The organism is Cryobacterium algoricola (assembly GCF_004402485.1).
In the GTDB taxonomy this organism is placed as follows: Bacteria; Actinomycetota; Actinomycetes; order Actinomycetales; family Microbacteriaceae; genus Cryobacterium; species Cryobacterium algoricola.
The window spans coordinates 418,782-443,537 of sequence record NZ_SOFG01000004.1 but is presented as its reverse complement, the minus strand read 5'-3'; the positions used below and the strand labels follow the sequence as shown (position 1 = coordinate 443,537).

Genomic DNA, 24,756 nt, shown 5'->3' with positions numbered 1-24,756 from the left:
GCGACATGCGCCACACCCCCAGCTTCGAGCTCACCGATCCCGCCGAGATCCGGCGGCTGATCCGGGAGAACCCGTGGGCCACCCTCGTCAGCCACACCAGCACGGGTGATCTCGTCGCGTCGCACTACCCGATGCTCATCGACGAGTCCGTTGCAGGAACGGATGCCGATTCCGGCGAGCTCGTGCTGGTCACCCATGTTGGTCGTCCCGACGAGCAACTGCACGAGCTCGGTCAGCACGAGATGCTCGTGATCATCCAGGGCCCGCACGGGTACGTGTCCCCTGGCTGGTACGACGCCAACCCGGCCGTGCCGACCTGGAACTTCGTCACCGCGCATCTCTACGGCACGCCGGAGATCCTCAGCGCCGAGGAGAACCTCCTGGTGCTCGACCGGCTCGTCGACCACTTCGAGGACCGCATGCCCGAACCGCGTCGCCTGCACGGGACGGCCGCGAACTCGGCATACGCCGACCGGATCTCGGCCGGAACCGTCGGATTCCGCCTCCGGGTCACCCGGGTGATCGCCAAGAGCAAGCTCAGCCAGAACAAGCCCGCCGAGACCGTCGACCGCATCATCGGCGAACTCGAGGGGACGGGCCCGTACGCGAGCCCCGCCCTCGCCGCCGAGATGCGGCGCGCCCACGAGCGGCCCGCAAGCGCCGCCCGGTCCGGAGACCACGCATGAGCACCGATCCGCTCGTCCTCCGCAACGCCCGCCTGCCCGGGAGCGACGAACTCACCGATGTCGAGATCGTCGATGGCAGAGTACGGAGACTCGGTTTCCTCGGCGGCGAGCGCGGCGACGGCCCGGCGGTCGAGTCGATCGACCTCGGCGAGCGCTGGCTGATCCCCGGCCTGTGGGACAACCACGTGCACTTCACCCAGTGGGCGCAGCTCGCGCGCCGCCTCGACGTATCCGCCGCCGCGAGCGCCGCCGAGGCAGCTCGCATCGTCTCCGGGCGCATCCCACGGATCGCACCGGGGGAGACCCTGATCGGGTTCGGCTTCCGCGACGGGCTCTGGCCGGATGCCCCGGGCCGGGCCGTCCTCGACGCCGTGTCCGGACCGGTTCCCGTCGTCCTCGTCAGCGGCGACCTGCACAGCGTCTGGCTCAACTCCGCTGCCCTCGCCTCCCGCGGACTCGCAGACCACCCCACCGGGCTGCTCCGCGAGGAGGACGCCTTCGCGGTCGAACGGGCACTCGACTCCGTGCCGGACGCGGTCAGCGACACCTGGGCGGACGAGGCGGCCCGGGTCGCCGCGACCCGCGGTGTCGTCGGCATCGTCGACCTCGAAATGGTCTGGAACCTCGACGTCTGGCGCCGCCGCATCGCCGCAGGCACCGATTCGCTCCGGGTCGAGTTCGGCATCTATACCGAGCACCTCGAGCGCGCCGTCGCCGAGGGTCTCCGCTCCGGCGCCGTCATCGCCGGAACCGGCGGTCTGCTCGCCGTCGGCCCGTACAAGGTCATCACCGACGGTTCGCTCAACACCCGCACCGCGTACTGCTTCGACGACTACCCGGGGCTCACCGGCGCGGACGCCCACGGCGTGCTGAGCGTGGCAGCCGACGACCTGCTCCGCTGGATGCGCCTCGCGAGCGAGTCCGGCATCCGTCCCGCCGTGCACGCGATCGGAGACCGGGCGAACCGGATCGCCCTCGACGCGTTCGAGACCCTCGGTTGCGCGGGCAGCATCGAACACGCCCAGCTGCTCAGCCGCGCCGACGTCGACCGGTTCGCGTCCCTCGGCGTCGTCGCGAGCGTGCAGCCGGAACACGCCGTCGACGACCGCGACGTCGCGGACCGCTACTGGGCCGGCCGCACCGACCGGGCCTTCATGCTCGCGAGCCTGCTCCGCGCCGGGGCTCGACTCGCCCTCGGCTCCGACGCGCCCGTCGCGCCGCTCGACCCATGGGTCGGCATCGCCGCTGCGGTCGGACGCACCAGGGACGGTCGCGAAGCCTGGCACCCCGAACAGGGCGTGTCCCGCCAGGCCGCGCTCGCGGCATCCGCCAGGGGCAGGCACCGGGTCGCGATCGGCGACCCCGCCGACCTCGCCGTGTGCGAGACCGACCCCTTCGCCGCCTCCCTCGACGACCTCAGGCGGATGAGCGTCGCCGCGACCCTGCTCGGCGGCCGGTTCACCCACCGCGCGCTCTGACGTTCCCGGCGCTGCGGGGGTTTACCCCCGCAGCGATTGGGGCGTGGGCCGGATGGGAGCGTGAGCCGGCGGACGCGAGGCTGGAGTCATCCACAGAGGAGGACACCATGACCACCACCACAACCGTCCCGCAGTCCAGCGAATCTGGCAGTCTGGAGACCGTGCAGACCTTTCGGAACGAACGCGCCGGATACGGCGGCCTGTGGCGATCGGTGCCCCGCGAGCTCGGCTTCCTGATTCTCACCCTGCCCGTCGCCGTCATCGCCCTGAGCGTGCTGAGCACCGTCTTCTTCACGGGCGTCGGCATGGTCGCGATCTTCGTCGGACTCTTCCTGATCGTCGCCGCACTCTACGCGGCCCGCGGCTTCGGCATCGTCGAGATCACCCGGCTGCGCTGGGCCGGCCAGCCCGCCATCCGGCCGCCCCTCTGGGAACGCAACGGCGAACCGGTCACGCCGCTCCGGACGGTACTGGGCCCGCTCGTCGGGGGCCACTACTGGCTCTACCTCCTGCACGGCCTCGTCGTGAACTTCGTGGTCTCCGTGGTGAGCTGGACCATCACCGTCGTCTGGCTCTCGATCGCCCTCGGCGGAGTCACCTACTGGGCGTGGGGCTGGTCGATCCCGCAGGATCAGGGGAACAGATCCGGGCTCCTCCGCCTGGTTGAGCTGATCGTCCCCGGCAACCAGGACGTCAGCAGCCCGTACCTGGTCGAGAGCCTGCTCGAACTCGCGCTCGGCCTCGCCTTCCTCGCGACGCTGCCCTACGTCACCCGTGGCCTCCTGATCGTGCACCGGTTCATCGGCCAGGGAATGCTCGGCGCCTGGCGTTCAGAGGCGCTCACCCGCGAGGTCGCCGACCTGAGCGCGTCCCGCGGTGCGGCCGTCGTCGCAGAGGACCGCGGCCTCCGCCGCCTCGAACGCGACATCCACGACGGTCCCCAGCAGCGCCTCGTCCGCCTGCAGATGGACCTCGCAAGCGCCGAACGTAAACTCGAGACCGATCCGACCGCCGCCAGGGCGCTGCTCGCCGAGGCCCGTGAGCAGGCCCGCGACACCCTCGAAGAACTCAGGGCGCTCTCCCGCGGGCTCGTCCCGCCGATCCTGCAGGACCGCGGCCTCACCGTCGCCCTCGAGTCCCTCGCCGCCAGAAGCACCATCCCCGTCGCGCTCGAACTCCAGCTCGAGCCGGGACTGCGGCTGCCCTCCGAGATCGAACGGAGCGCGTATTTCATCGCGGCCGAGCTCCTGACGAACGCCGCCAAGCACTCCCGCGCCACCGGCATCCGCCTGCACCTCGCCCTGCGCCGGGTCCCGGACGACGACACCACCTGGCTCGACCTCTGGGTGATCGACAACGGTGTGGGCGGCGCGGTCTTCGTCGACTCGCACGGACTGCGGGGCCTCGACGAACGCCTGCGTGGTCTGCGGGGTCTCCTGTCGATCGACAGCCCGGTCGGCGGACCCACCGCCGTCGGCGCGCACATCCCGCTCACGGAGACGGTCCCGGCCTCGATCGCCGTATCCTGAACGGGTGAGAACGCCTGAGCAGATCCACGCAGCAGCCGCACCGTCGCAGCCGCTGTCACCGTCACCGTCATCGGCGGATGTCCCCGCGAACGGACCCGGAGCGACCGAGGCGCCGCTCCGGCTCGTTCTCGCCGAGGACTCCGTGCTGCTCCGGGAGGGGCTCGTGCGGCTCTTCGACGAAGCCGGCTTCGACTGCGTGGCCGCATACGGGGACGCGGACGCGCTGCTCGCCGAGGTCGATCGGCTCAGGCCGGACGTCGCCGTGCTCGACGTGCGCATGCCGCCCACTTTCCGGGACGAGGGAGTGCGCGCGGCGCTCGAGCTCCGGCGCCGGCTGCCCGGGATCGGCATCCTGCTGCTCAGCCAGTACGTCGAGGCCACCTACGCGCACGAACTGCTCGCGGCCGGCAGCGGGGGACTCGGCTACCTGCTCAAGGACCGCGTCGCCTCCCTCGACGAACTCCAGGACGCCGTGCTGCGGATCCACGCCGGCGGAACGGTCCTCGACCCGCAGGTGGTCCGCGAGCTGCTGGCTCGCCGCACCGACCCGCTCGCGAGACTCACTCCCCGGGAACGGGACGTGCTCGGTCTGATGGCCGAGGGCCGCACCAACGTCAGCATCGCCTCCCGGCTCGTGATCGGCGTCGGGGCCGTTGAGAAGAACGTCACCGCGATCTTCCAGAAACTCGGCCTCGACGACTCCGGCACCGACCACCGCCGGGTGCTCGCGGTCCTCGCCTTCCTGCGCCACTGAACCTTCACCGACCCGGGCGCAGATTGAACGCAGATAATTCGGTTTAATCTGACGAAACGGGTGCGAAGCCGTCCGGGTGCGAGCAGACTGGAAGCATGAGCGCAATCGAGAATTCCAAACTGGCCATCATCGGGGCGGGAGCCGTCGGCACCTCCCTCGCCTACGCCTCCCTGATCCGCCAGTCGGCCCGCGAAGTGGTGCTCTACGACATCAACGAACCCAAGGTCGAGGCCGAAGTACTCGACCTCGCCCACGGCACCCAGTTCACCGGCGCCTCCTGCGTGTCGGGCGGCGCGGACCTCGACATGATCACGGACGCCAATATGGTCGTGATCACCGCCGGCGCCCGGCAGCACCCCGGCCAGTCCCGCCTCGAGATGTCCGGCGTCAACGTCGGGATCCTGCGCGAGCTGATGCCCAAGCTCATCAAGCGTGCCCCCGACGCGGTCTACATGATCGTGACGAACCCGTGCGACATCCTGACCTATGCCGCCCTGCACTTCAGCGGACTCCCGTCCAGCCGGGTGTTCGGCTCCGGCACCGTCCTCGACTCCTCCCGGTTGCGCTGGCTGCTGGCGCACCGCGTCGGTGTGGCCATCGCCAACGTGCACGCCACGATCGTCGGCGAGCACGGCGACTCCGAGTTCCCGCTCTGGTCACAGGCGAGGGTCGGCCCGATCTCCCTCGACCAGTGGGTCGCGGACGACATCTCTCCCGTCACCAACGGACGCGCGAAGTTCTCGGAGGCCGAGTTCGCGGCCATCACCGAGGACGTCAAGACCGCCGCGTACCGGGTGATCGCGGGCAAGGGCGCCACGAACTACGCGATCGGGCTCTCCGGCGCGAGGATCGTCGAGGCCGTGCTGCGCGACGAGGGCGCCGTGCTCCCGATCAGCTCGGTGCTGACCGACTACCGCGGAGTAAGCAACGTCGCCCTCTCCGTGCCGACCGTCGTGAACGCGGAGGGCGTGTCCCGGGTGATCGAAGTGCCGTTCTCCGACAGCGAACAGGCCCTGTTCCAGCATTCGGCGGACACCCTGCGGGCGACGCTCGACACCCTCGGCCTCAAGTAGGGCGCGGCCCCCGCTACGGTGGGAGGCATGTGGCCAGAGGCAATAGCGATCGCCGCGGCGGGTTTCGCCGCGGGCATGATCAACGTCGTCGTCGGCTCTGGCACCCTCATCACGTTTCCGATCCTCGTGCTCCTCGGATACCCGCCGCTCGTCGCCAACGTCTCCAACAACCTGGGCCTCGTGGCCGGCGGCGTCGCGGGCACGATCGGCTACCGACGCGAAATCGCCGCTCATCGCGGTTTCGCGCTCGCGCTGCTCCCGGTCGCCGTGGCAGGCGGCCTCGCCGGCGCCACCCTGCTGCTCGTCCTGCCCAGCAGTGCGTTCAAAGCGATCGTTCCGGTCCTCATCCTGGTCGGGATCATCCTCGTCGCGATTGGGCCGTGGATTCAGGGCCGGGTCGCCGCACGCACCACGAGATCCAGCGCAGCGGATGCCCCGGCCGAGCCGGATCAGGCGGCCGGCATCCCCGGTGGTCCGGGTCGGCGCCTCGGCATCATCGCCACCATCTTCGTCCTCGGCGTCTACGGCGGCTACTTCGGCGCGGCCCAGGGGATCCTCGTGGTCGGGGCCCTCGGCATCCTGACCACCGTCTCCCTCGGCTCGGTCAACGCCGTCAAGAACCTCCTCGTCACCGGCGTCAACCTGATGGCCTCGATCGTCTTCATCCTGTTCGCGCGCGAGTCCATCGACTGGGCCGTCGTCGGCCTCATCACCGTCGGTGCCGGACTCGGCGGTCTCCTCGGTGCCCGGGTCGGGCGGCGCCTGCCGCCCGCGCTCCTGCGTGCCATCATCGTGACCGTCGGCGTTGTCGCTCTGGCCAACCTGCTGCTGAACTCCTGACCGCCCGAACGGGGGCTAGTCAATGGGAAGCTATCTTCCTATAGTTGGAGCATGACCCGCAGAAGACCAGGCAGCCTCTTCCCGCTCGAACTGGAGATCCTCGAGAACGGCCTCGCGCTGCAAGCCAGCGCGGGACACTTCTACGGCTTCGCCCTGGCGAAGGAGCTGTCCTCACGCGATGGCGCGGCGCTGACGGCGCACGGCACGCTGTACAAGGCGCTGTCCAGGATGACCGAGGCGGGAATTCTGGAGGCGGTCTGGGAGGATCCCGCTCTCGCCGCGTCGGACGGGCGGCCTCGCCGCCGGTTGTACACGGTGACGGCGGAAGGTGCGCTTGCGCTCGCGCGCGCGCAGGCAATCCCGGACCCGCGTCCGGCCGGCATTCGGCGAGGCGCACTCGGCGGGGCCCTCGCATGAGCGTCCTGAATTCGATGCCGTATCACCACGCCGTGTCCCGCGTCTCGCGCTGGTGCTCGTGGTACACCCGTGAGGTCGACGACCAGGTGGCAGGGGGCCGGCGCGACGAACTGGCGTCCGACCTCTATGAACACGCGGTCTGGGCCGACGAAGTGGGGACCACGCCGCGCGCGGCCGCGCGGGCCATTCTCAGCCGGGCGCTGCGGGGCGCTCCCGCCGACCTCAGCTGGCGGCGAGCCCAGCGGCGGCGTCTCGCGCTGGCCGAACCGGCGGCGTATCGTGCCCGCCGCCTCGAGGGCGTTGCCGCCTCGCTTGTGCTCCTCGTCGCATCCGCCCAGCTCGCGTGGGGTGTCTTCGTGCTTTCCCGGATCGCGATCAGCACGGTCGCGGGCGATATCCGACCGGGTTCCGCTACGGCGATCACCGTCGCGCTGTTCACCGTGATCTCCGGCGCCGGCGTCGTTCTCCTGGCACGGCCGCGGACCCGGTTCTGGGGCTCGCTGGGCATGGCGATCTCCAGTTTCGGTCTCGTGCATTTCGGGCTCTACCAGCTCTACTCCCTCAGCGCGACGGTGGGAGCGCTGACGTATTCCATGCCCGCGTGGGACCTCGCCAGCACGGGCGTGATTGCCGGCCTCACGCTGTTCTTCGCGGCCGCGGCCATCTGGTGGTGGCCCGCACGGCGGTCGATCCCCTCCGGCGACTCTGTCGGCCGCATCACGCTCGGAAAGCAGGAGTCATGAAGAAAAGAATCGCTCTCGGTGTCGCCCTCCTCGGCTCCACCCTGCTGGCCGTGTCCCTGGCACTGTTCGGCATGGGGGCGGCAGCGACGCTCAATCCCGTCCCGACGCATCAGGCGGATGCGGCCGGACCGCCGACCATGACTCCCACGGGCGGCACCCTGGCGGCTCCCGCCGCCGGCACGAGTGCCGGCACGGCGGCCCTGCCAGCGCCGGCGGTCCTGCCCGGTGCTGCGGAAACGGCCGGTGCGGCGGAAGCCCCCGGTGCGGCGGAGACGCCCGACGTGTCGCCGACGTCCGCACCGGCATCCACCGGAGAAGACGCTGCGATCGTGGACGGCTGGTTGAGAGCGGCCGCATTCACCGCGCTGCCGCCAGACGAACAGGCCAACGGCAGGGAATGGATCGAGACGATGACGATCACGGCCGCCTGCATGAAGCAGAAGGGCTACACCTACACGTTCCTGCCGTACTGGGAGCGGGAACGGGGAGTGCTGGCCCAGATGTGGGAAAACACCCTCCCGGCTTCGGAACGCGCGGCGGCCCACCTGGCCCTCGACGGGAACAGCGGCGGTGGCGCCGACTACCACTGGGAGGACGCCGGCTGCTGGGGGCAGGCCGTCCACGTCATGGGCAACGACAACGCGCACTGACGAACTCGTGGCGCACGCTCGCCTCGTCGCGCGCGGACTAGGTTGATCGAGGGGGAATGCACACGATGACGCGAACTTCGGCACTGGCCCGTTCCGCAACACTGATCTGCGCGCTGGCCTCGGCGCTGGTGCTCTCGGGGTGCAGCCTGGGCTCCGCCGTTCCGCCGTCACCGGGCGCCTCGCCGGCGCCGTCTGCGACGGCGACGGCCGCGCCCGTCGCGCTCGACTGTGGGCTCGTCCTTCCCGTTGAGCGCGCGGCGGCCGGGCTCGGACTCCCGGCGAACAGCCTCTTCGACCCGTCCGCGCAGACCGCCGCCGAGCAGCAGCCGAATGGCGGCGCCACCCAGATCATCATGCAAGACGCGGCCGTCGCCCTCGGCGGCCTGGTCGACTGCAGCTGGTCGGCGCCGGACAACGGGACGGGAAGGCTGACGGACGACGGCAGCCGGATGCTGCCGCGCGTGAGCGTCCGGGTGCTGCCGAACGCCGCCGCCGAGTTCACCGCGAGTGAACCCGATACCGACGACGGCCTGCGGGGACTGCACCCCGCCGACCTCGGAGACACGGCGTACGTGGCCTGCCACCCGCCGGAGCACGATTCCTGCCGGGCCGAGATCCTGGTCGGAACAACCTGGGTCAATGCCTCCGTGAGCCCGCAACCCACCGAGGAGAGCTTCATGGCGTTCGCTCGCACCGTGGTGGCGGCCGTTCAGGCCGCGGACGCGGTGCCGGCGGCGACGCCCCTCAAGCGTGTGGGCTGTGACGCTCTGCTCGCCCCGGCCGACCTCACGGATGCCGTGGGCATGCCGGACTCCCAATCGACTGATTATGAAGTGCCCGGAACGTACACATCGGGCATTCACCCGGTCGCAGAGAGCCGGTCAGGCCTTCTCCACTGCGGCTGGTCTAGTACGGACACCGGGGCACTCTCCGGCGGCGTGCTCGTGACCGTGCTGCCGGGCGCCGCATCGGTGTGGCGAGCGTCACCGCCGAACCGGGCGAACTCCAGCATCCGGTTCGATGCGCTGACCGGGCTGGGCGATGAGGCATACGCCGGCTGCGGCGGGGACACCTGCGAGGTCGACGTGCTCTCCGGCGATGCCTGGGTGCTCGTCAAGCAGTATGCGCAGCCGACCGGCAGCCTGGACGGCACGAAGACGCTCGCGGCGACAGCCCTGGCCAACTACCTCGCGAACCGCTAGGACACGACCGATGACCGATCCCAGCATCCGCTCGGCCCAGGCGAACTCCTTCGGGTCCGCCGCCGCCGAATACGAGCGCGGACGCCCGTCCTATCCCGCTGCAGCCATCGAGTGGATGCTGCCGCCCGGCGCCCGGCGCGTGCTCGACCTGGGTGCGGGCACCGGCAAGCTCACCCGTCAGCTGGTCGAGCGGAACCTGGACGTGGTCGCCGTCGAACCGTCGGACGGCATGCGTGCCGAACTCGCGCGGCAGCTCCCCGGGATCCGGGCCCTCGCCGGAACGGCGGAAGCCATCCCGCTCGAGGACGGGTCCGTGGACGCCGTACTCGTCGCCCAGGCGTGGCACTGGGTCGACGTGGCGCGGGCGGCGCCCGAGGCGGCACGCGTGCTCACGCCGCGGGGGACCCTCGGGCTGCTCTGGAACATCCGCGATGACCGGGAGGACTGGGTCGCCCGGCTGGGGAGCCTGATGCGTCGGGGCGATGAAATCGACCTGAACGGCGAGAGGCCGGATGTCGGGACCGCCTTCGCGCCCATCGAACGGGCGGACTTCGAGTGGTCGCACCACCTCGACCGGAGTGCACTGCTGGACCTGGTCGCGTCCCGTAGCTACGTGATCACGATGCCCGCCGGAGAGCGGGCCGTGCTCCTCGCGAGCGTGCAGCGACTGATGGACACGCACCCGGACCTCGCAGGTCGCGAGGACATCGCACTTCCGTACGTGACGAGGTGCACGAGGACCACCCGCGCCTGAGCGTCCTGCGTTCAGGGGCCTCCATCGACAAGGAGGCGATATGGAGGGGATGACGGGAATCGAACCCGCGCCATCAGTTTGGAAAACTGAGGCTCTACCATTGAGCTACATCCCCATGTGTGCCGAACTGCGCACTCAAATACCCTAGTACAGTCACGGCGACCTCGCGTACGCGAACCGGCCGTGGGCATCCGGTCGGTGCAGTAGACTTACCGAGGTCAATCCGCTGTCGCGTGCACCTGCGTGGCGTCAGGCTGACTCCAACGGGTTGAGACAAATCCGGGGCGTAGCTCAGCTTGGTAGAGCGCTCGGTTTGGGGCCGAGAGGTCGCAGGTTCGAATCCTGTCGCCCCGACCATCACCCCCCTCTGAACCAGATCGAACACAGGAGATAACCCACGTGAAGTCCACGGTCGAAAAGCTGAGCCCCACGCGCGCCAAGGTCACCATTTCGGTGACCCCGGAGGAGCTGAAGCCCAGCATCACCCACGCATACGGTCACATTGCCGAAGACATCAACATCCCCGGCTTCCGCAAGGGCAAGGTTCCGCCGCCTATCATCGACCAGCGCGTCGGTAAGTCGGCCGTCCTCGAGCACGCCGTCAACGAAGGCCTCGACGGTTTCTACCGCGCCGCCGTCGACGAGCACAAGCTCCGCCCGCTCGGCCGCCCCGAGGCCGACATCGTCGAATGGCCGTCCGACAAGGACTTCTCCGGCGACCTCAAGCTCTCCATCGAGGTTGACGTCCGCCCGGAGATCGACCTTCCGGCATACGCCGGCCTCAAGCTCGTCGTCGACACCGCAGAGGTCACCGACGAGGACGTCACCGAGGAACTCGACAAGCTGCGCAGCCGTTTCGGCACGCTCATCACGGTCGACCGCCCCGCCAAGACCGGCGACTTCGTGCAGATCGACCTCGTCGCCTCCATCGGCGACGTCGAGGTCGACAACGCGACCGGCATCTCCTACGAGGTCGGAACCGGCGACTTGATCGACGGCATCGACGAGGCACTCGACTCGCTCAGCGCCACCGAGACCACGACCTTCAACTCCACCCTCATGGGCGGCGACCACGAAGGCGAAACCGCCGAGATCACCGTGACGGTCCTCGCCGTCAAGGAGCGCGAGCTTCCCCCCGTCGACGACGACTTCGCGCAGATCGCCAGCGAATTCGACACCGTCGCCGAGCTGACGGAAGACCTCAAGGCGCAGGCACTGCGCTCCAAGATCTTCGGCCAGGGCACCCAGGCCCGCGAGCTGCTCATCGAGCAGCTCCTCGCCTCCGTCGAGGTCCCGATCCCGGCCGCGATCATCGAGGACGAGGTGCGTCGTCACCTCGAGGGCGAGAACCGCCTCGAAGACGACGTGCACCGCGCCGAGGTCACCGAGTCGAGCGAGAAGACCTTCCGCCAGCAGATCCTGCTCGACACGATCGCCGAGGCCGAGAAGGTCCAGGTCAGCCAGGACGAGCTCACCCAGTACCTGATCCAGGGTGCAGCCCAGTACGGCATGGACCCGAGCGAGTTCGTCCAGGCGCTCAGCGGCAACGGCCAGATCCCGTCGATGGTCGCAGAGGTCGCCCGCAACAAGGCCCTCGCGATCGCCCTCGGCAAGGCGGAGGTCGTTGACGGCAACGGCGCCGTCGTCGATCTCGCCGAGTTCACCGCGATCGCGGGCGACGAGCCCGAGGTCGCCGCCGACGGGACCACCTCCGTCGACGTCGACATCGACGCCGTCACGGTCGACCCCGCCGCGGAAGCCGCAGCAGCCGCCGCGTCTGACGACGACGACGCCGAGGTCACCGAGGTCGCTGCCAAGCCGAAGAAGAAGGCCGCAGCCAAGAAGTAACACCCGCTGCGCGGCATCCGCTGCCAGCACCCGCTGATTCCAGCGAACAAGGGCCGGGCGTCTCAGGACGCCCGGCCCTTGCGCGTTCCCGGGCCCGGGGGAGCCACGCAATCTGCCGAGGGCGAACACGGCCGTTCTGGCACTCAGGCTCCTATAGATTCAATCTCAAGCGACAAGTGAAACGGAGCGCGACATGGCCGATATGACCCCAACACCCGGCGTTTTTGACCGACTGCTGAAAGACCGCATCATCTGGCTCGGTTCGGAGGTCCGGGACGAGAACGCCAACGAGATCTGCGCCAAGATCCTGCTGCTCGCCGCAGAGGACTCTGAGCGGGACATCTTCCTCTACATCAACTCGCCCGGCGGCTCGATCACGGCCGGCATGGCCATCTACGACACGATGAAGTTCGTACCGAACGACATCGTCACCGTCGGCATCGGCCTGGCCGCATCCATGGGCCAGTTCCTGCTGTCCTCCGGGACCAAGGGCAAGCGGTACATCACACCGAACGCCCGGGTTCTGCTGCACCAGCCGTCCGGCGGCTTCGGCGGCACGGCGGCCGACATCCAGACGCAGGCCAAGGTCATCCTCGACATGAAGAAGCGGATGGCGGAACTCACGGCGGAGCAGACCGGTAAGTCGGTCGAGCAGATCCTGATCGACAACGACCGCGACAACTGGTTCACCGCCCAGGAGGCCGTGACCTACGGCTTCGTCGACCACCTGCGCGGCTCCGCGTCGGAAGTAATCGGCGGCGGCGGCACCGACGACTCAGTGAACAAGATCTAGGACGGGCGTACACGACATGGAATTCACGAATTTTGGTCACCAGGCCGGTGGCCGCGCACCGCAGGCTCCCGAGTCTCGGTACATCCTCCCCACCTTCGAAGAACGCACGGCGTACGGCTACAAGCGCCAGGACCCCTACGCGAAGCTCTTCGAGGACCGCATCATCTTCCTCGGCGTTCAGGTCGACGACGCATCCGCTGACGACGTCATGGCCCAGCTCCTCGTGCTCGAGAGCCAGGACCCTGACCGCGACATCGTGATGTACATCAACTCACCCGGTGGTTCCTTCACCGCGATGACGGCGATCTACGACACGATGCAGTACATCCGTCCGCACATCCAGACGGTCTGCCTCGGTCAGGCCGCCTCCGCGGCGGCCGTGCTGCTCGCCGGTGGAACACCCGGCAAGCGCCTCGCCCTGCCGAACGCGCGCATCCTCATCCACCAGCCTTCAGCCGGTGGACAGGGCGGCGGCCAGGCGTCCGACATCGAGATCCAGGCCGCGGAGATCCAGCGGATGCGCGAATGGCTCGAAGAGACCATCGCGCACCACTCGAACCGCACCTCGGCGCAGGTCCACAAGGACATCGACCGCGACAAGATCCTCGGCGCACCCGAGGCCCTTGAATACGGCCTGATCGACCAGATCCTGACGAGCCGCAAGAACGTTCCGGTCCTCGTCAAGTAGCAGGTCCCTCTCGCGACGGGGCAGGTCCCCGTCCTCCTGTCGCCCGCGCGGCGGCCGGCCGGATGCGCAAGCACCGGCCGGCCGCCGCGTTCCGGTTTCCGGGGCCCGGGCTTCGTGTCCGGTCCCAGAGCGGCGTCCCCGGACGAGGTCTCAGGGCGGGGATTATTACGGGTTTCCACCGATCCGCGTCGCTTGCACCCCAGTGTCACACCCAGAGGCTAGGCTCGGTTCAGCGAAACAAGCGTTACCAGCACGACCGATGGAGGAGGCTGACGGATGGCCCGAATAGGCGAAAGCGCCGACCTGCTGAAGTGTTCCTTCTGTGGGAAGAGTCAGAAGCAGGTCCAGCAGTTGATCGCCGGCCCCGGGGTCTACATCTGCGACGAATGCGTCGAACTGTGCAACGAGATCATCGAAGAGCGCCTGGCCGAGGCCGGCGCCGAAGAAGCGACGGGCGAGTTCGAACTCCCCAAGCCCAAGGAAATCTTCGGATTCCTTGAGGAATACGTCATCGGCCAGGAAGCCGCCAAGCGCGCGCTGGCCGTCGCCGTCTACAACCACTACAAGCGCGTGCGCTCCCGTGCGACGCTCACCGCTGCGGATGCGATCCACGACGACGTGGAGATCGCCAAGTCCAACATCCTCCTGATCGGTCCGACCGGCTGCGGCAAGACCTATCTCGCCCAGACGCTCGCCAAGCGCCTCAACGTTCCGTTCGCCGTCGCGGACGCGACGGCACTCACCGAGGCCGGGTATGTCGGCGAAGACGTCGAGAACATCCTGCTCAAGCTCATCCAGGCCGCGGACTACGACGTCAAGCGTGCCGAGACGGGCATCATCTACATCGACGAGATCGACAAGATCGCCCGCAAGGCGGAGAACCCCTCCATCACGCGCGACGTCTCCGGTGAGGGCGTGCAGCAGGCACTCCTGAAGATTCTGGAAGGGACCGTCGCGTCGGTTCCCCCGCAGGGCGGGCGCAAGCATCCGCACCAGGAATTCATCCAGATCGACACGACGAACGTGCTGTTCATCGTGGCCGGCGCGTTCGCGGGCCTCGACGACATCATCTCCACCCGCGCGGGCAAGAAGGGCATCGGCTTCGGCGCCCCGCTGCACAGCAAGGGTGACGACGTGAACCTCTTCAGCGAGGTCCTCCCGGAAGACCTGCACAAGTTCGGGCTCATCCCCGAATTCATCGGCCGGCTCCCCGTCGTCACGACGGTCACCCAGCTCGACCAGGTCGCCCTGATGCAGATCCTCACCGTGCCGAAGAACGCCCTCGTACGCCAGTACCAGCGGATGTTCGAGCTCGACGGCGTCGAACTCGACTTCGAACAGCCCGCTCTCGAGGCCATCGCAGACCTCGCCGTGCTGCGCAAGACCGGCGCCCGTGGCCTCCGCGCGATCATGGAAGAGGTCCTCGGGCCGATCATGTTCGAGGTGCCGTCCTCGAGCGAGGTCGCCCGCGTCATCGTGACCAGGGCAGCCGTGCTCGACAACGCCGCACCGACCATCGTGCTGCACAAGGCCGCGCGCCGCGTCGAGAAGTCCGCCTAGGCTCAGACGTCCACCTGACGACGAGGGGTCGCCATGTTCCAGCCTGCCGGTGCGGGCATCGTCGCGGCCATCACCGGGTTCGCGAGCTCCTTCGTCCTCGTGATCGCCGGGCTTCGCGCGGTCGGGGCGAGCGACGCGGAAGCCGCCTCCGGCCTGCTCGCACTCTGCCTGCTCGTCGGCGTGACGTGCACCGCGCTCCCGTGGTACTTCCGGATGCCGATCTCCTTCGCCTGGTCGACGCCGGGAGCTGCCCTGCTCGTGGCTGCGGGCCAGACCACGAAGGACTTCGCCGCCGCCGCCGGAGCCTTCCTCGTCTGCGGGGTCCTGATTGCGCTCTGCGGACTCTGGCCCGCCCTCGGACGGCTGATCACGAGCATCCCGAAGCCCATTGCGAGTGCGATGCTCGCCGGAATCCTGTTCCCGATCTGTATCGCCCCGGTCACCGCGACCGTGCAGCAGCCCCTCCTCGCCGTCCCCGTCGTGCTGGTCTGGCTCGTGCTCTTCCGGCTCGCCCGGCGCTGGGCCGTCCCTGCCGCGATGCTCGTCGCGATCGTCGGCATCGTGCTCACCGCAGGCACCGGCTGGCTCACCGCTGCGAGTTCGGCACCGCAGCTCGTGTTCGTGCCGCCGGTCTTCGACCCGGTTGTGATCGTGAGCCTCGGCTTGCCGCTCTTTATTGTCACGATGGCCGGCCAGAACGTGCCGGGCTTCGTCGTGCTGTCGACCTTCGGTTACCGTGCGCCGCCGCGTCCGATCCTGGTCGCCTCCGGGCTGGCCACGGCCGCAGGCTCCGTGTTCGGCGCCCACGGGGTGAACCTCGCCGCGATCACGGCGGCCCTGATGGCGAGCCCGGACGCGCACCGCGACCGTTCGAAGCGGTGGATCGCGACGGTCACGAGCGGCGTGACCTATCTTCTGCTCGGGCTCGCGGCGGGGTTCGCCGCGGCGCTGGTCTCGGCGTCCCCGCCGATCCTGATCGAGGCGGTCGCCGGGCTCGCCCTCCTCGGCGCCTTCGTCACGAGCATCACCGGCGCGCTCGAGGACGCCACCCACGTGATCACCGCGGCGGCCACCTTCATCGTGACCGCGTCCGGAGTCGTCATCCTCGGCATCGGCTCGGCCTTCTGGGGCCTCGCCGTGGGGGCCGTGTTCCTGGCCTGGCTGGGCTGGCGCCGGTCAGGCCCGGCTCTCTCCGCCTGAACTCGGGCCGCCCGTCAGTTCAGGCCGCGCCGGTCGAGCAGGGGCTGGATGATCGCATCGCGTCCCCGGAAGTCCCGGTACGCCTCGAGCGGGTCGACACTGCCCCCGCGCGCGAGCAGGCGCTCCCGGAACCGCTCGCCGTTCTCCCGGGTCAGGCCGCCGTGCTCCGCGAACCAGGCGCCCGTGTCCGCGTCCTGCACCTCGCTCCAGATGTACGAGTAGTAGCCGGCGTCGTAGCCACCCGAGAAGGTGTGCGCGAAATAGGTGCTCGCGTACCGGGTCGGCACCGCGGGGTTGTCCAGTCCGGCCGCCTCGAGACACGCGGCCTCGAAGGCGGCGACATCCGTGACGCCGGTGCCGGCATCCGCTTCGATGCCGTGCCAGGCCTGGTCGAGCAGTGCGGCGGCGAGGTACTCGCTCGTCGCGAAGCCCTCGTTGAAGGTCTCCGATGCGTGGATGCCCGCGACGACCTCCGGGGGCAGCGGCTCGCCGGTTTCCCGGTGGTGGGCATAGTTCGCGAGCACCTCGGGGTCGAAGCGCCACATCTCGTTGACCTGGCTGGGGAATTCTACGAAGTCCCGGTACACGTTCGTCCCGGAGAACTTCGGGTAGGTGACCCGAGCGAACAGCCCATGCAGGGCGTGGCCGAATTCGTGGAAGAGCGTCGTCACCTCGTCGAGACTGAGCAGCGTGGCCTCCCCGTCGGCCGGCTGCGGCACGTTGAGGTTGTTGCAGACGATCACGGGAGTGCCGAGCAGGTCCGATTGCGAGACGAGGGCGTTCATCCACGCCCCGCCGCGCTTGGAATCCCGGGTGTACACGTCGAGGATGTACAGGCCGACGGGGGAACCGTCCTCCTCGCACACCTCGAACACGCGCGCGTCGGGGTGCCACCCGGCGAGCGAGGGACGTTCGGCGAAGGTCACCCCGTAGAGGCGCTGGGCGGCGTAGAAGACCCCGTCACGCAGCACGCTCTCGAGCTCGAACCACGGGCGCAGGGCGGCGGTGTCGACCTCGTACCGGGCCCGGCGCAGCCGCTCGGAGTAGAACGCCCAGTCCCAGGCGGCGATCTCGAAGCCCTCGGCGAGCGTCCCCGCGGCGACGTCGGCGTCGACGAGCGCCTGCAGCTCTGCCTGCTCCGCCCGGGCGTTGCGGGCCGCCGGAACGGCGAGACGGTGCAGCAGGTCCCCGACGGCGGCCGGCGTCCTGGCGGTCTCGTCGGCGGTGACCGCCGCCGCGTGGGTCGCGAAGCCAAGCAGGCGGGCCCGCTCGGCGCGGAGCCGGGTGATCGACAGCACCAGGGCGCGGTTGTCGTGCTCTCCGCCACGGATGCCCCGGGCGCGGGAGGCGGCGAGCAACCGTTCGCGCACGCCCCGGTTGGTGAGCAGCGCGAGGTAGGGGTGGCCGGTGAAGAGCACCAGGGTGATCACGAAACGGCCGGGCAGGCCCCGGTCGGTCGCGGCCTGGGCCGCCGCCGAGAGCTGGCCGGCGGAGAGACCGTCGAGCTCCGCGGCGTCGTCGACGAAGAGGGCGAGGTCGTTGGTGTCGGCGAGGAGGTTCTTCTCGAACCGGGTGGTGGCGACTGACAGGCGCGTGTTGAAATCGCGGAGCAGCGCCTTGTCGGCGTCGGACAGCCCGGCCCCGGCGAGGGTGAATTGGGTGAAGTACCGCTCGAGGAGGTACCGGGTCTCCGGGTCGAGCCCGAGGGCATCCGCCCGCGAGTGCAGGGCCGCGATGCGCGTGAAGAGCTCGGGGCGCAGCCGGATCGCGTCGGAGTGCGCCGCGAGCAGGGGAGCGAGCTCCTCGTCCAGGGCGATCGTGAACGGGCTCGAATCGGAGGAGCTGCGGTTGAAGAACACCGCGGCGACCCGGTCCAGCAACTGGCCGCTCCGTTCGAGCGGCAGCAGCGTGTTGTCGACCGACGGCTCTGCGGGGTCGGAGCAGATGGCCTCGACCTCGGCGAGCTGCTCGGCCATGCCCTCGAGGAACGCGGGCCGGTAATGCTCGTCGCGAATAGCGGCATACGGCGGGAGCTGGAACGGGAGCGTGCTCGGCCGGGCGAAGGGGTTGTGCTGGTCCATCTCTTAAACCTAGTTCCGAATTCAGGAGTCCGGCCCCCGACCGGGTGCCAGGGCCCGGACCAGTGCAGCGGATGCCGGCCAGTGGCGCCCTGCGGGAGTCCGGCTCCTGAATTCGGTACAGGTCCTAGGCTGTCTGCATGACCGACGAGCCAGCACGCGAGCCAGTACGCCCCCAGCCGGACATCGCGAACCCCGACCGGGTCGAGATCGCCCCGTCCGGCGAGGCGATCCGCGACACCTACACGCACGGGCACCACGAGAGCGTGCTCCGGTCGCACACGTGGCGCACGGTTGTGAATTCGGCCGCGTACCTGATCCCGCACCTCACGCAGGGGCTGCGGGTCCTCGACGTCGGCTGCGGGCCGGGCACGATCACCGTCGACCTCGCCCGTCGGGTCTCTCCGGGCACGGTGACCGGAGTCGACGCCTCCGCTGCGATCGTCGCCCAGGCGGCCGGGCTCGCCGTCGACGAGGGCATGTCCAACGTCACCTTCCGGGTCGGCGACGTCTACGCCCTCGACTTCGCCGACGACAGCTTCGACCTCGTGCACGCGCACCAGGTGCTGCAGCACCTCGCGAACCCGGTCGCCGCCCTGAAGGAACTCCGCCGCGTGCTGAAGCCCGGGGGCATCCTCGCCGCCCGCGACGTCGACTACGGCGGCGTGGCCTGGTACCCCAAGCTCCCCGGCCTCCAGTCCTGGATGACCGCCTACCGCGCGGTGCACTACTGGAACGGCGGTGATCCAGACGCCGGCCGCGCGCTCAAGGCCTGGGCCAGGCTCGCCGGCTTCGACGCCGTGACGAGCAGCGCATCCATCTGGTGCTTCGCCACGGATGCCGAACGCGACTGGTGGGGGGAATCCTGGGCCCTGCGCGCGACCGAGTCCGATTTCGCCGCGCACGCAATCGAATCCGGGGCCGCCGACCTTGCCGACCTGCGCGCCATCGCCGCAGCCTGGCGCCAGTGGGCGGGCGACCCCGACGGCTGGTTCGGCATGCCGCACGGCGAGATCATCGCGGTCAAGTAGCGCAGGTCCGTCGAGGGGGACTTCGGAAAAAGTAGACTCGAGCGTGCCCTTCCTCGACCGCCTCCAGCACTGGGCCGCCCTGCGGCCGGACGCGAACGCGGTCACGATCGGTGCGGAGCGGCTCAGCTACGCCGAACTCGTCGACCGGGCGAGCGCCCGCGCCCGCGAACTCGCGGGGGAGTCGTCCGGCGGCCCCACCGTGCTCTGCCGCCCCAACGGCGTGGCCTTCATCGTGGACTTCGTCGCCGCGGTCGCAGGCACCGGCACCGTCGCCGTGCTCGACCCGGGCTGGCCGGCCCTTCAGCGTTCGGCCGTCGAGCGGATGCTCCAGGGCGCCGGCCCCTCGACGCCACCCGCCGCCGCGCCCGCAGACCTCCGCGACGGGCCCTCGGACTCGATCTTCCTATACGGCTTCACCTCGGGCACCACTGCGCTGCCCAAGGCGTTCACGCGCAGCAGGGACTCCTGGCAGCGCGCCTTCGCCACAAGTGCCGCCTGGTTCGAGCTCGGCGCCGACGACAGGGTCCTCGCCCCCGGACCGCTGTCGGCGAGCCTCACTCTCTACGCCCTCGCCGAGACCCTCTCCGCGGGGGCGGCGTTCCACACCCTGGAGCGTGTCGACGTCGGCGATGCCCTCGACGCCGTCGCCCACGCCGGCGTCACCCGCATCGTCGCCGTCCCGACCGTACTCCGGCTGCTCGGCGAGCGGGGCCTGACATCCGGGGTGGACGCACACGCGCTCACCGGGATCGTCAGCGCGGGTGCCCGGCTCGACGGCGCCACCCTCGCGAGCGTCCGGAACTGGGCGCCCGGTGCGACCGTCTTCGACTACTACGGCGCCGCGGAACTGAGTTTCGTGAGCGCCAGGCGGCTCCGCCCCGGCGAGCACCGGACCGGGTCGCCGACCGCCGTCGGCCGGCCGTTCCCCGGCGTCGAGGTGCGCGTCCTCGACGACGCGGGTCGGGCATCCGCCCCCGGAACCACCGGGACCATCTTCGTGAGAAGCCGCCTCGTCAGCGCGGGCTACGCCTGGGGCGACGACGGTTCCGCGTTCGCCCGGACGGGCGAGTGGTGCACGGTCGGTGACCGGGGCCACCTCGACGTCGCCGGGGAACTGCACGTCGAGGGACGCCTGGCCGACATGATCGTCACCTCGGGCAGCAACGTCTACCCGCAGGAGGTCGAGGCGACCCTTCTCTCCGGCCTCGGCGGTGCCGCGGGACAGGTCGTCGTGACCGGCCTCGCGGATGCCCGGCGCGGCACGCTGCTCGTCGCTGCCGTCGTCGAGGAGAGCGGCCCAGACGCCCCCCTGGTCACCCGTGCCGACCTGAGGACGGCCGCGTTCGTCCTCGCCGCCCCGAAACGACCGCGCGGCTACTACCGGATCACCGAGCTGCCTCTCACCGGCGCGGGAAAGCTCAGCCGGCGGCTGCTCGCCGCCTGGATCACCGAAGGAGACCCTCGTGTCCACCGCCTCGACTGAGCGCAGCGCCTCCACTGACCCCACCATCCCGACTGCCGCCGACCGTGAGCCCGTCGTTCTCTGGGGGCGTCGCACGGCCTTCGGCCGACGCGGCGGCGCCCTGTCCCGCGTCACCGCCGACTGGCTGCTCGCCCCCGTGCTCTCCGCGGTCGTCGCCGACCTCGGCCTCGATCCCGTGGGCATCGACGACGTGATCATCGGGAACGCTACGGGTGGCGGCGGCAACCTCGCCCGCCTCGCGCTGCTCGAGGCCGGATTTCCCGTGAGCGTGCCCGGCCTGACCGTCGACCGGCAGTGCGGGTCCGGGCTGGAAGCGATCGTGCTCGCCTGCCGGCTCGTCGCGGCGGGCGCCGGCAGCCTCTATCTGGCCGGCGGCGTCGAGAGCTGCAGCACCGCGCCGCTCCGCGCACACCGACTGAGTTCTGCTCCGGGGGCGCCGGACTTCTTCGACCGGGTGCGGTTCGCGCCGGATTCTGTCGGCGACCCCGACATGGGCGTGGCCGCCGAGAATGTCGCCGCGCACTTCGGAATCGGCAGGGAGCGCCAGGACGCCTTCGCCGCCCGCAGCCACCGTCTGGCGGTCGCCGCCGCCGAGGCGGGCGCGTTCGAGCCGGAGATCGTTGGGATCGTCGGGAACGAAGCGAGCAGCGCGGGCGGCGCACCCGTCACGATCGACCAGGGCCCGCGTCCGACGCTCGACGCGGCCCTGCTCCGTCGCTTCCCGCCGGCCTTCCGCCCGGGCGGGACCGTCACCGCCGGCAATTCGTGCGCGGACGCCGACGGGGCCGTCGTCGTGGTCGTCACGAGCAGGGCCCGCGCCCGGGAGCTCGTGGCGAGCGGCGCGCTGCAGACCGGGACGGGTGGCACCGGCATCCTCGCCTTCGTCGACGCCGTCTCTGCCGGATTCGATCCGAACCTGCTCGGCGCCGGCGGCGGGCAGGCGGCCGGGTCCCTGCTCGCGCGCACCGGCATCCCCGCCGCCGACCTCGCCCTCGTCGAGGTCGTCGAGGCCTTCGCGGCCCAGGTGCTCGCCTCCCTCGACGTGATCGACGTGGCGGAGGACCGTGCCAACCGGCAGGGCGGCGCCCTCGCACTGGGGCACCCGTTCGGGGCATCCGGTGCCCTGGTCGTGCTGCGGCTGCTGGCCCAGGCCCGTACCGAAGCGGTCGACGGGGCGCACGCCCTCGCCATGGTCAGCATCGCCGGCGGCCTCGGCCTCGCCGCGCTCTTCCGCTGGGAGGGCACGCCCGTTTAGTCGCCCGTCGGGTGGGCGTGCACTTCCCCTCGGCGGCAGGGCAGGCCAGTATGAACCTGCGGACGCCGGCGACGGGAGGACACATGGGCAGGCTGATCTACTCGGGCATTACGTCGCTCGACGGGTACACCGCGGATGCGGCGGGCGACTTCGACTGGGCGACGCCCGACGACGAAGTGCACGCCTTCATCAACGCCCTCGAACGCAAGATCGGCACCTACCTGTACGGCCGGAGAATGTACGAGACGATGGCGTTCTGGGAGACCGCGCGGGAACTCGTCGATCCGCCGGACGTGGTGCGGGAGTACACCGACATCTGGCAGGCCGCCGAGAAGATCGTCTACTCGCACAACCTCGCGGCGGCCACGACGATGCGGACGCGCATCGAGCGCTCCTTCGACGCCGCCGAGGTACGCCGCCTGGTGTCGGAGAGCCGGCTGAGCGTGTCCGTCGGCGGGCCGGGGCTCGCCGCGCACGCGCTCAAGGCGGGCATCGTCGATGAGATCCACCGGTTCGTGACGCCGATCATCGTCGGCGGCGGCACCCGGTTCCTGCCGGAGCACCTGAGGCTGCCGCTCGAGCTCAGAGGCGAACGGCGGTTCCGCAACGGAATGGTGTACCTGCGCTATGTGGTTCCGCAGGCCGGATCCGTACCCCCGGTGGCTTAGCCCCTGCCGCCGGGAGCCGCGGTGCCGCCGGGAGCCGAGGACGGAGGGCGGGTCGTGACCCGGCAGAGGCGGCAACGGCTGTTGATCGCGCTGGTCCAGGTCCTGGCCATGTCCGCCTGGTTCTCCGCATCCGCCGTCGTCCCCGCGCTGAGCCTGGACTGGAAGATCTCGGCGGTCGACGCGGTCTGGCTGACGGCATCCGTGCAGCTCGGTTTCGTGGTCGGCGCCGTCGTGTCCGCGGTCCTGAACGCGGCGGACCGGATACCGCCCCAGCTGTTGATGGCGGGGTGCGCGCTCGGAACGTCCGGTTGCATCCTCGCCTTCACCGCGACGGCGACGGGCCTCGCGACCGCACTGCTCCCGCGCTTCCTGACCGGTGCGCTCCTGGCCGGGGTGTACCCGGTCGGAATGAAACTCACGGCGTCCTGGGCGCCGCCCCGGGCCAGGGGACGGGCCTTCGGCCTCATGATCGCGGCCCTGACCCTCGGTTCGGCCCTGCCTCACCTCGTCCGTGGCCTGCCGAATCTGGCGTGGCGGGACGTGATGAACGTGTCAGCGGTGCTCGCCGCCGCCGCCGCGGTCGTCGCGGCGCTCCTGATCCGGCCGGGCCCGCACGGCGCGTCCGGCAGCACCCCGATCAACGCCCGGTACGCCGTGGACATGTTCCGGGACCGTCGTTCGCGCCTGGCCAATTTCGGCTACTTCGGCCACATGTGGGAACTCTTCGCCCTCTGGACCTGGCTGCCCGCGTTCGTCCGCGCCGGACGGTCGATGGCGGGCGAGCCCGGTGCGGCCTGGGACACCCTCGTCGTGTTCCTCGTGATGGGGGTCGCCGGTGCGGCGGGTGCGCTGCTGGGCGGGTGGGCGGCCGACCGGTACGGCCGCGGCCCGGCGGCCGCCGGAGCCCTGATCGTCAGCGGTAGCTGTGCCCTCGCGTCGCCCGTGTTCTTCGCGTCGGCACCGGTCACCCTCGTCATCGCGCTGACGGTTTGGGGGGCATCCGTCATCGCCGATTCCGGCGTGTTCTCGACGTCGCTCAGCGAGTCCGCGGATCCGCGCTACGTGGGCACGGCGTTGACGGTTCAGACGGCGATCGGTTTCCTGATCACGGTCATCACGATCCAGGTCGTCCCGGTGCTCGCGGGACTCGTCGGCTGGCAGTTCGCGCTGCTGGTCCTGGTGCCCGGGCCGGTCCTGGGCGCCGCGGCGATGATCCGCCTCGCCCGCTCGGCGAGAACGGACCGGCCGGGCGCGACGAATCCCGCGGTCCCGCGGGATTAGTCCCCGCGGAACCGTGGGGACTTAGATCCAGTCCTCGTCGTCCTCGACCTCGATCGACGGCTGCGTGATCGTGGCGCTGTCGTCGACCGGGTTGTAGCGGATCACGGTGCCGTCGTCGAGCTCGATCACGGGCTTGGCCTCCAGCCAGGTCAGTGTCCAGCGCCAGGCATCCGTGCCCTCTTTCGGAGCGACCGTGAGGTCCTCCTCGACCGTGCTGACCGCGAGGAGGACGACCTCGGGCAGCCCGGACGGCGCCGTGCCGCCGAACGGCCAGCGGGTTCCTACCTGCATCGGGCTCAGAGCTCGATCTCGTAGGTGACCCAGTCGGTGCGGGTACCGACGTCGTCGTAGAGGCGCTGGGCGGTCTCGTTGTCCGCTGCGGTGATCCACTGCACCGTGGTGAGCTTGTGCTCGACCGCGTAGCCCTTGGCGAACTCGATCAGCGCACGGCCGACGCCGCCCGTACGGTGCTCCGGCACGACGAACAGGTCGTCGATGAAGAGGCCGCGGGTGGCGCTCAGCGTGTTCGGCACCTCCCGGTAGTGCGCGAAGCCCACGAAGTCACCGTCATCATTGACCGCGACCGCGCCGTTCAGTACGTGGTTCCGATCGATGATCCAGCTCCAGACGCGGAGGGCCTTCTCATCGGTCAGTTCGCTCTTGTAAAACTCGCTGTATCCCTCGAAGAGACCCAGCCAGGCGAAAAAATCCTTGTCGCCCAATGCTCGTACGTGAATAGCCATCT

The 24,756-nt window shown here is 70.0% G+C and carries 24 protein-coding genes and 2 tRNA genes; 22 read left to right on the top strand and 4 right to left on the bottom strand.

Annotated features, from left to right (window positions below):
- The first annotated feature begins 5 nt into the window (after positions 1-5).
- The 11 genes from E3O44_RS02525 to E3O44_RS02470 all read left to right on the top strand — a co-directional run bounded on the left by E3O44_RS02525 (position 6) and on the right by E3O44_RS02470 (position 10,126).
- The gene (locus tag E3O44_RS02525) at positions 6-686 is read left to right on the top strand and encodes an FMN-binding negative transcriptional regulator (protein WP_134532179.1); all 681 of its coding nucleotides are present in this window, start codon (positions 6-8) and stop codon (positions 684-686) included.
- Positions 683-2,164 carry an amidohydrolase gene (locus E3O44_RS02520; protein ID WP_134532177.1) on the top strand — a complete coding sequence of 494 codons (1,482 nt, stop codon included), beginning with the start codon at positions 683-685 and terminating at the stop codon, positions 2,162-2,164. The genes E3O44_RS02525 and E3O44_RS02520 overlap by 4 nt, the downstream gene beginning before the upstream one ends.
- A gap of 107 nt (positions 2,165-2,271) precedes the next feature.
- The gene (locus E3O44_RS02515) at positions 2,272-3,693 is read left to right on the top strand and encodes a sensor histidine kinase (protein WP_134532175.1); all 1,422 of its coding nucleotides are present in this window, start codon (positions 2,272-2,274) and stop codon (positions 3,691-3,693) included.
- Positions 3,694-3,745: 52 nt separating this feature from the next.
- Complete coding sequence (locus E3O44_RS02510; RefSeq protein WP_134532963.1) at positions 3,746-4,447, top strand: response regulator; 702 nt, start codon at positions 3,746-3,748, stop codon at positions 4,445-4,447.
- A 95-nt stretch (positions 4,448-4,542) separates the two neighbouring features.
- Positions 4,543-5,520 carry an L-lactate dehydrogenase gene (locus tag E3O44_RS02505; RefSeq protein ID WP_134532173.1) on the top strand — a complete coding sequence of 326 codons (978 nt, stop codon included), beginning with the start codon at positions 4,543-4,545 and terminating at the stop codon, positions 5,518-5,520.
- Between the two features lie 27 nt (positions 5,521-5,547).
- On the top strand, positions 5,548-6,360 hold the full coding sequence (locus E3O44_RS02500; RefSeq protein WP_134532171.1) for a sulfite exporter TauE/SafE family protein: 813 nt from the start codon (positions 5,548-5,550) through the stop codon (positions 6,358-6,360).
- Between the two features lie 51 nt (positions 6,361-6,411).
- A complete protein-coding gene (locus E3O44_RS02495; protein WP_134532169.1) occupies positions 6,412-6,777 on the top strand; it encodes a PadR family transcriptional regulator in 366 nt (121 codons plus the stop codon).
- A complete protein-coding gene (locus E3O44_RS02490; RefSeq protein ID WP_134532168.1) occupies positions 6,774-7,520 on the top strand; it encodes a hypothetical protein in 747 nt (248 codons plus the stop codon). Before E3O44_RS02495 ends, E3O44_RS02490 begins: the two co-directional genes overlap by 4 nt.
- The gene (locus tag E3O44_RS19110) at positions 7,517-8,170 is read left to right on the top strand and encodes a hypothetical protein (protein WP_166792513.1); all 654 of its coding nucleotides are present in this window, start codon (positions 7,517-7,519) and stop codon (positions 8,168-8,170) included. The genes E3O44_RS02490 and E3O44_RS19110 overlap by 4 nt, the downstream gene beginning before the upstream one ends.
- 65 nt (positions 8,171-8,235) lie before the next feature.
- Entirely contained in the window at positions 8,236-9,372 is a 1,137-nt protein-coding gene (locus tag E3O44_RS02475) for a hypothetical protein (protein ID WP_134532162.1), read from the top strand.
- A gap of 10 nt (positions 9,373-9,382) precedes the next feature.
- Positions 9,383-10,126 carry a class I SAM-dependent methyltransferase gene (locus tag E3O44_RS02470; protein WP_134532160.1) on the top strand — a complete coding sequence of 248 codons (744 nt, stop codon included), beginning with the start codon at positions 9,383-9,385 and terminating at the stop codon, positions 10,124-10,126.
- A gap of 41 nt (positions 10,127-10,167) precedes the next feature.
- Here the strand turns inward: E3O44_RS02470 and E3O44_RS02465 are convergent.
- Positions 10,168-10,241: transfer RNA gene (locus E3O44_RS02465), tRNA-Gly, on the bottom strand.
- Positions 10,242-10,406: 165 nt separating this feature from the next.
- On the opposite strand from E3O44_RS02465, the gene E3O44_RS02460 reads away from it, so the two are divergent.
- The 6 genes from E3O44_RS02460 (at position 10,407) to E3O44_RS02435 (ending at position 16,215) form a co-directional block, all read left to right on the top strand.
- A tRNA-Pro gene (locus tag E3O44_RS02460) sits at positions 10,407-10,483 on the top strand.
- A 42-nt stretch (positions 10,484-10,525) separates the two neighbouring features.
- On the top strand, positions 10,526-11,974 hold the full coding sequence (gene tig / locus E3O44_RS02455) for a trigger factor (protein ID WP_134532158.1): 1,449 nt from the start codon (positions 10,526-10,528) through the stop codon (positions 11,972-11,974).
- A gap of 193 nt (positions 11,975-12,167) precedes the next feature.
- Positions 12,168-12,767 carry an ATP-dependent Clp protease proteolytic subunit gene (locus E3O44_RS02450; protein ID WP_134447888.1) on the top strand — a complete coding sequence of 200 codons (600 nt, stop codon included), beginning with the start codon at positions 12,168-12,170 and terminating at the stop codon, positions 12,765-12,767.
- A gap of 16 nt (positions 12,768-12,783) precedes the next feature.
- Entirely contained in the window at positions 12,784-13,455 is a 672-nt protein-coding gene (locus E3O44_RS02445; RefSeq protein ID WP_134532156.1) for an ATP-dependent Clp protease proteolytic subunit, read from the top strand.
- Positions 13,456-13,731: 276 nt separating this feature from the next.
- Positions 13,732-15,015 (top strand): ATP-dependent Clp protease ATP-binding subunit ClpX, encoded by a 1,284-nt coding sequence (gene clpX / locus E3O44_RS02440; RefSeq protein ID WP_134532154.1) that lies wholly within the window; start codon positions 13,732-13,734, stop codon positions 15,013-15,015.
- Positions 15,016-15,048: 33 nt separating this feature from the next.
- Positions 15,049-16,215 (top strand): benzoate/H(+) symporter BenE family transporter, encoded by a 1,167-nt coding sequence (locus tag E3O44_RS02435; protein ID WP_198415858.1) that lies wholly within the window; start codon positions 15,049-15,051, stop codon positions 16,213-16,215.
- Positions 16,216-16,229: 14 nt separating this feature from the next.
- On the opposite strand, the gene E3O44_RS02430 is transcribed toward E3O44_RS02435, so the two are convergent.
- Positions 16,230-18,296, bottom strand: a complete 2,067-nt coding sequence (locus E3O44_RS02430; protein ID WP_134532152.1) for a M3 family metallopeptidase — start codon at positions 18,294-18,296, stop codon at positions 16,230-16,232.
- Positions 18,297-18,433: 137 nt separating this feature from the next.
- On the opposite strand from E3O44_RS02430, the gene E3O44_RS02425 reads away from it, so the two are divergent.
- From E3O44_RS02425 to E3O44_RS02405, 5 genes are all read left to right on the top strand, one after another.
- Positions 18,434-19,324: a methyltransferase domain-containing protein gene (locus E3O44_RS02425; protein WP_134532150.1), complete on the top strand. Its 891-nt coding sequence runs from the start codon at positions 18,434-18,436 to the stop codon at positions 19,322-19,324.
- Positions 19,325-19,367: 43 nt separating this feature from the next.
- A complete protein-coding gene (locus tag E3O44_RS02420) occupies positions 19,368-20,807 on the top strand; it encodes a class I adenylate-forming enzyme family protein (protein WP_134532148.1) in 1,440 nt (479 codons plus the stop codon).
- A complete protein-coding gene (locus tag E3O44_RS02415; protein WP_241975969.1) occupies positions 20,788-22,062 on the top strand; it encodes a thiolase family protein in 1,275 nt (424 codons plus the stop codon). Before E3O44_RS02420 ends, E3O44_RS02415 begins: the two co-directional genes overlap by 20 nt.
- An 83-nt stretch (positions 22,063-22,145) precedes the next feature.
- Positions 22,146-22,730 (top strand): dihydrofolate reductase family protein, encoded by a 585-nt coding sequence (locus E3O44_RS02410; RefSeq protein ID WP_134532146.1) that lies wholly within the window; start codon positions 22,146-22,148, stop codon positions 22,728-22,730.
- Positions 22,731-22,784: 54 nt separating this feature from the next.
- Entirely contained in the window at positions 22,785-24,011 is a 1,227-nt protein-coding gene (locus E3O44_RS02405; protein WP_198415857.1) for an MFS transporter, read from the top strand.
- Positions 24,012-24,032: 21 nt separating this feature from the next.
- On the opposite strand, the gene E3O44_RS02400 is transcribed toward E3O44_RS02405, so the two are convergent.
- Together E3O44_RS02400 and E3O44_RS02395 are read right to left on the bottom strand one after the other, a co-directional pair.
- A complete protein-coding gene (locus E3O44_RS02400; RefSeq protein ID WP_134532144.1) occupies positions 24,033-24,302 on the bottom strand; it encodes a hypothetical protein in 270 nt (89 codons plus the stop codon).
- Positions 24,303-24,307: 5 nt separating this feature from the next.
- Positions 24,308-24,754 (bottom strand): GNAT family N-acetyltransferase, encoded by a 447-nt coding sequence (locus E3O44_RS02395; protein WP_134532142.1) that lies wholly within the window; start codon positions 24,752-24,754, stop codon positions 24,308-24,310.
- Positions 24,755-24,756 lie beyond the last annotated feature (2 nt).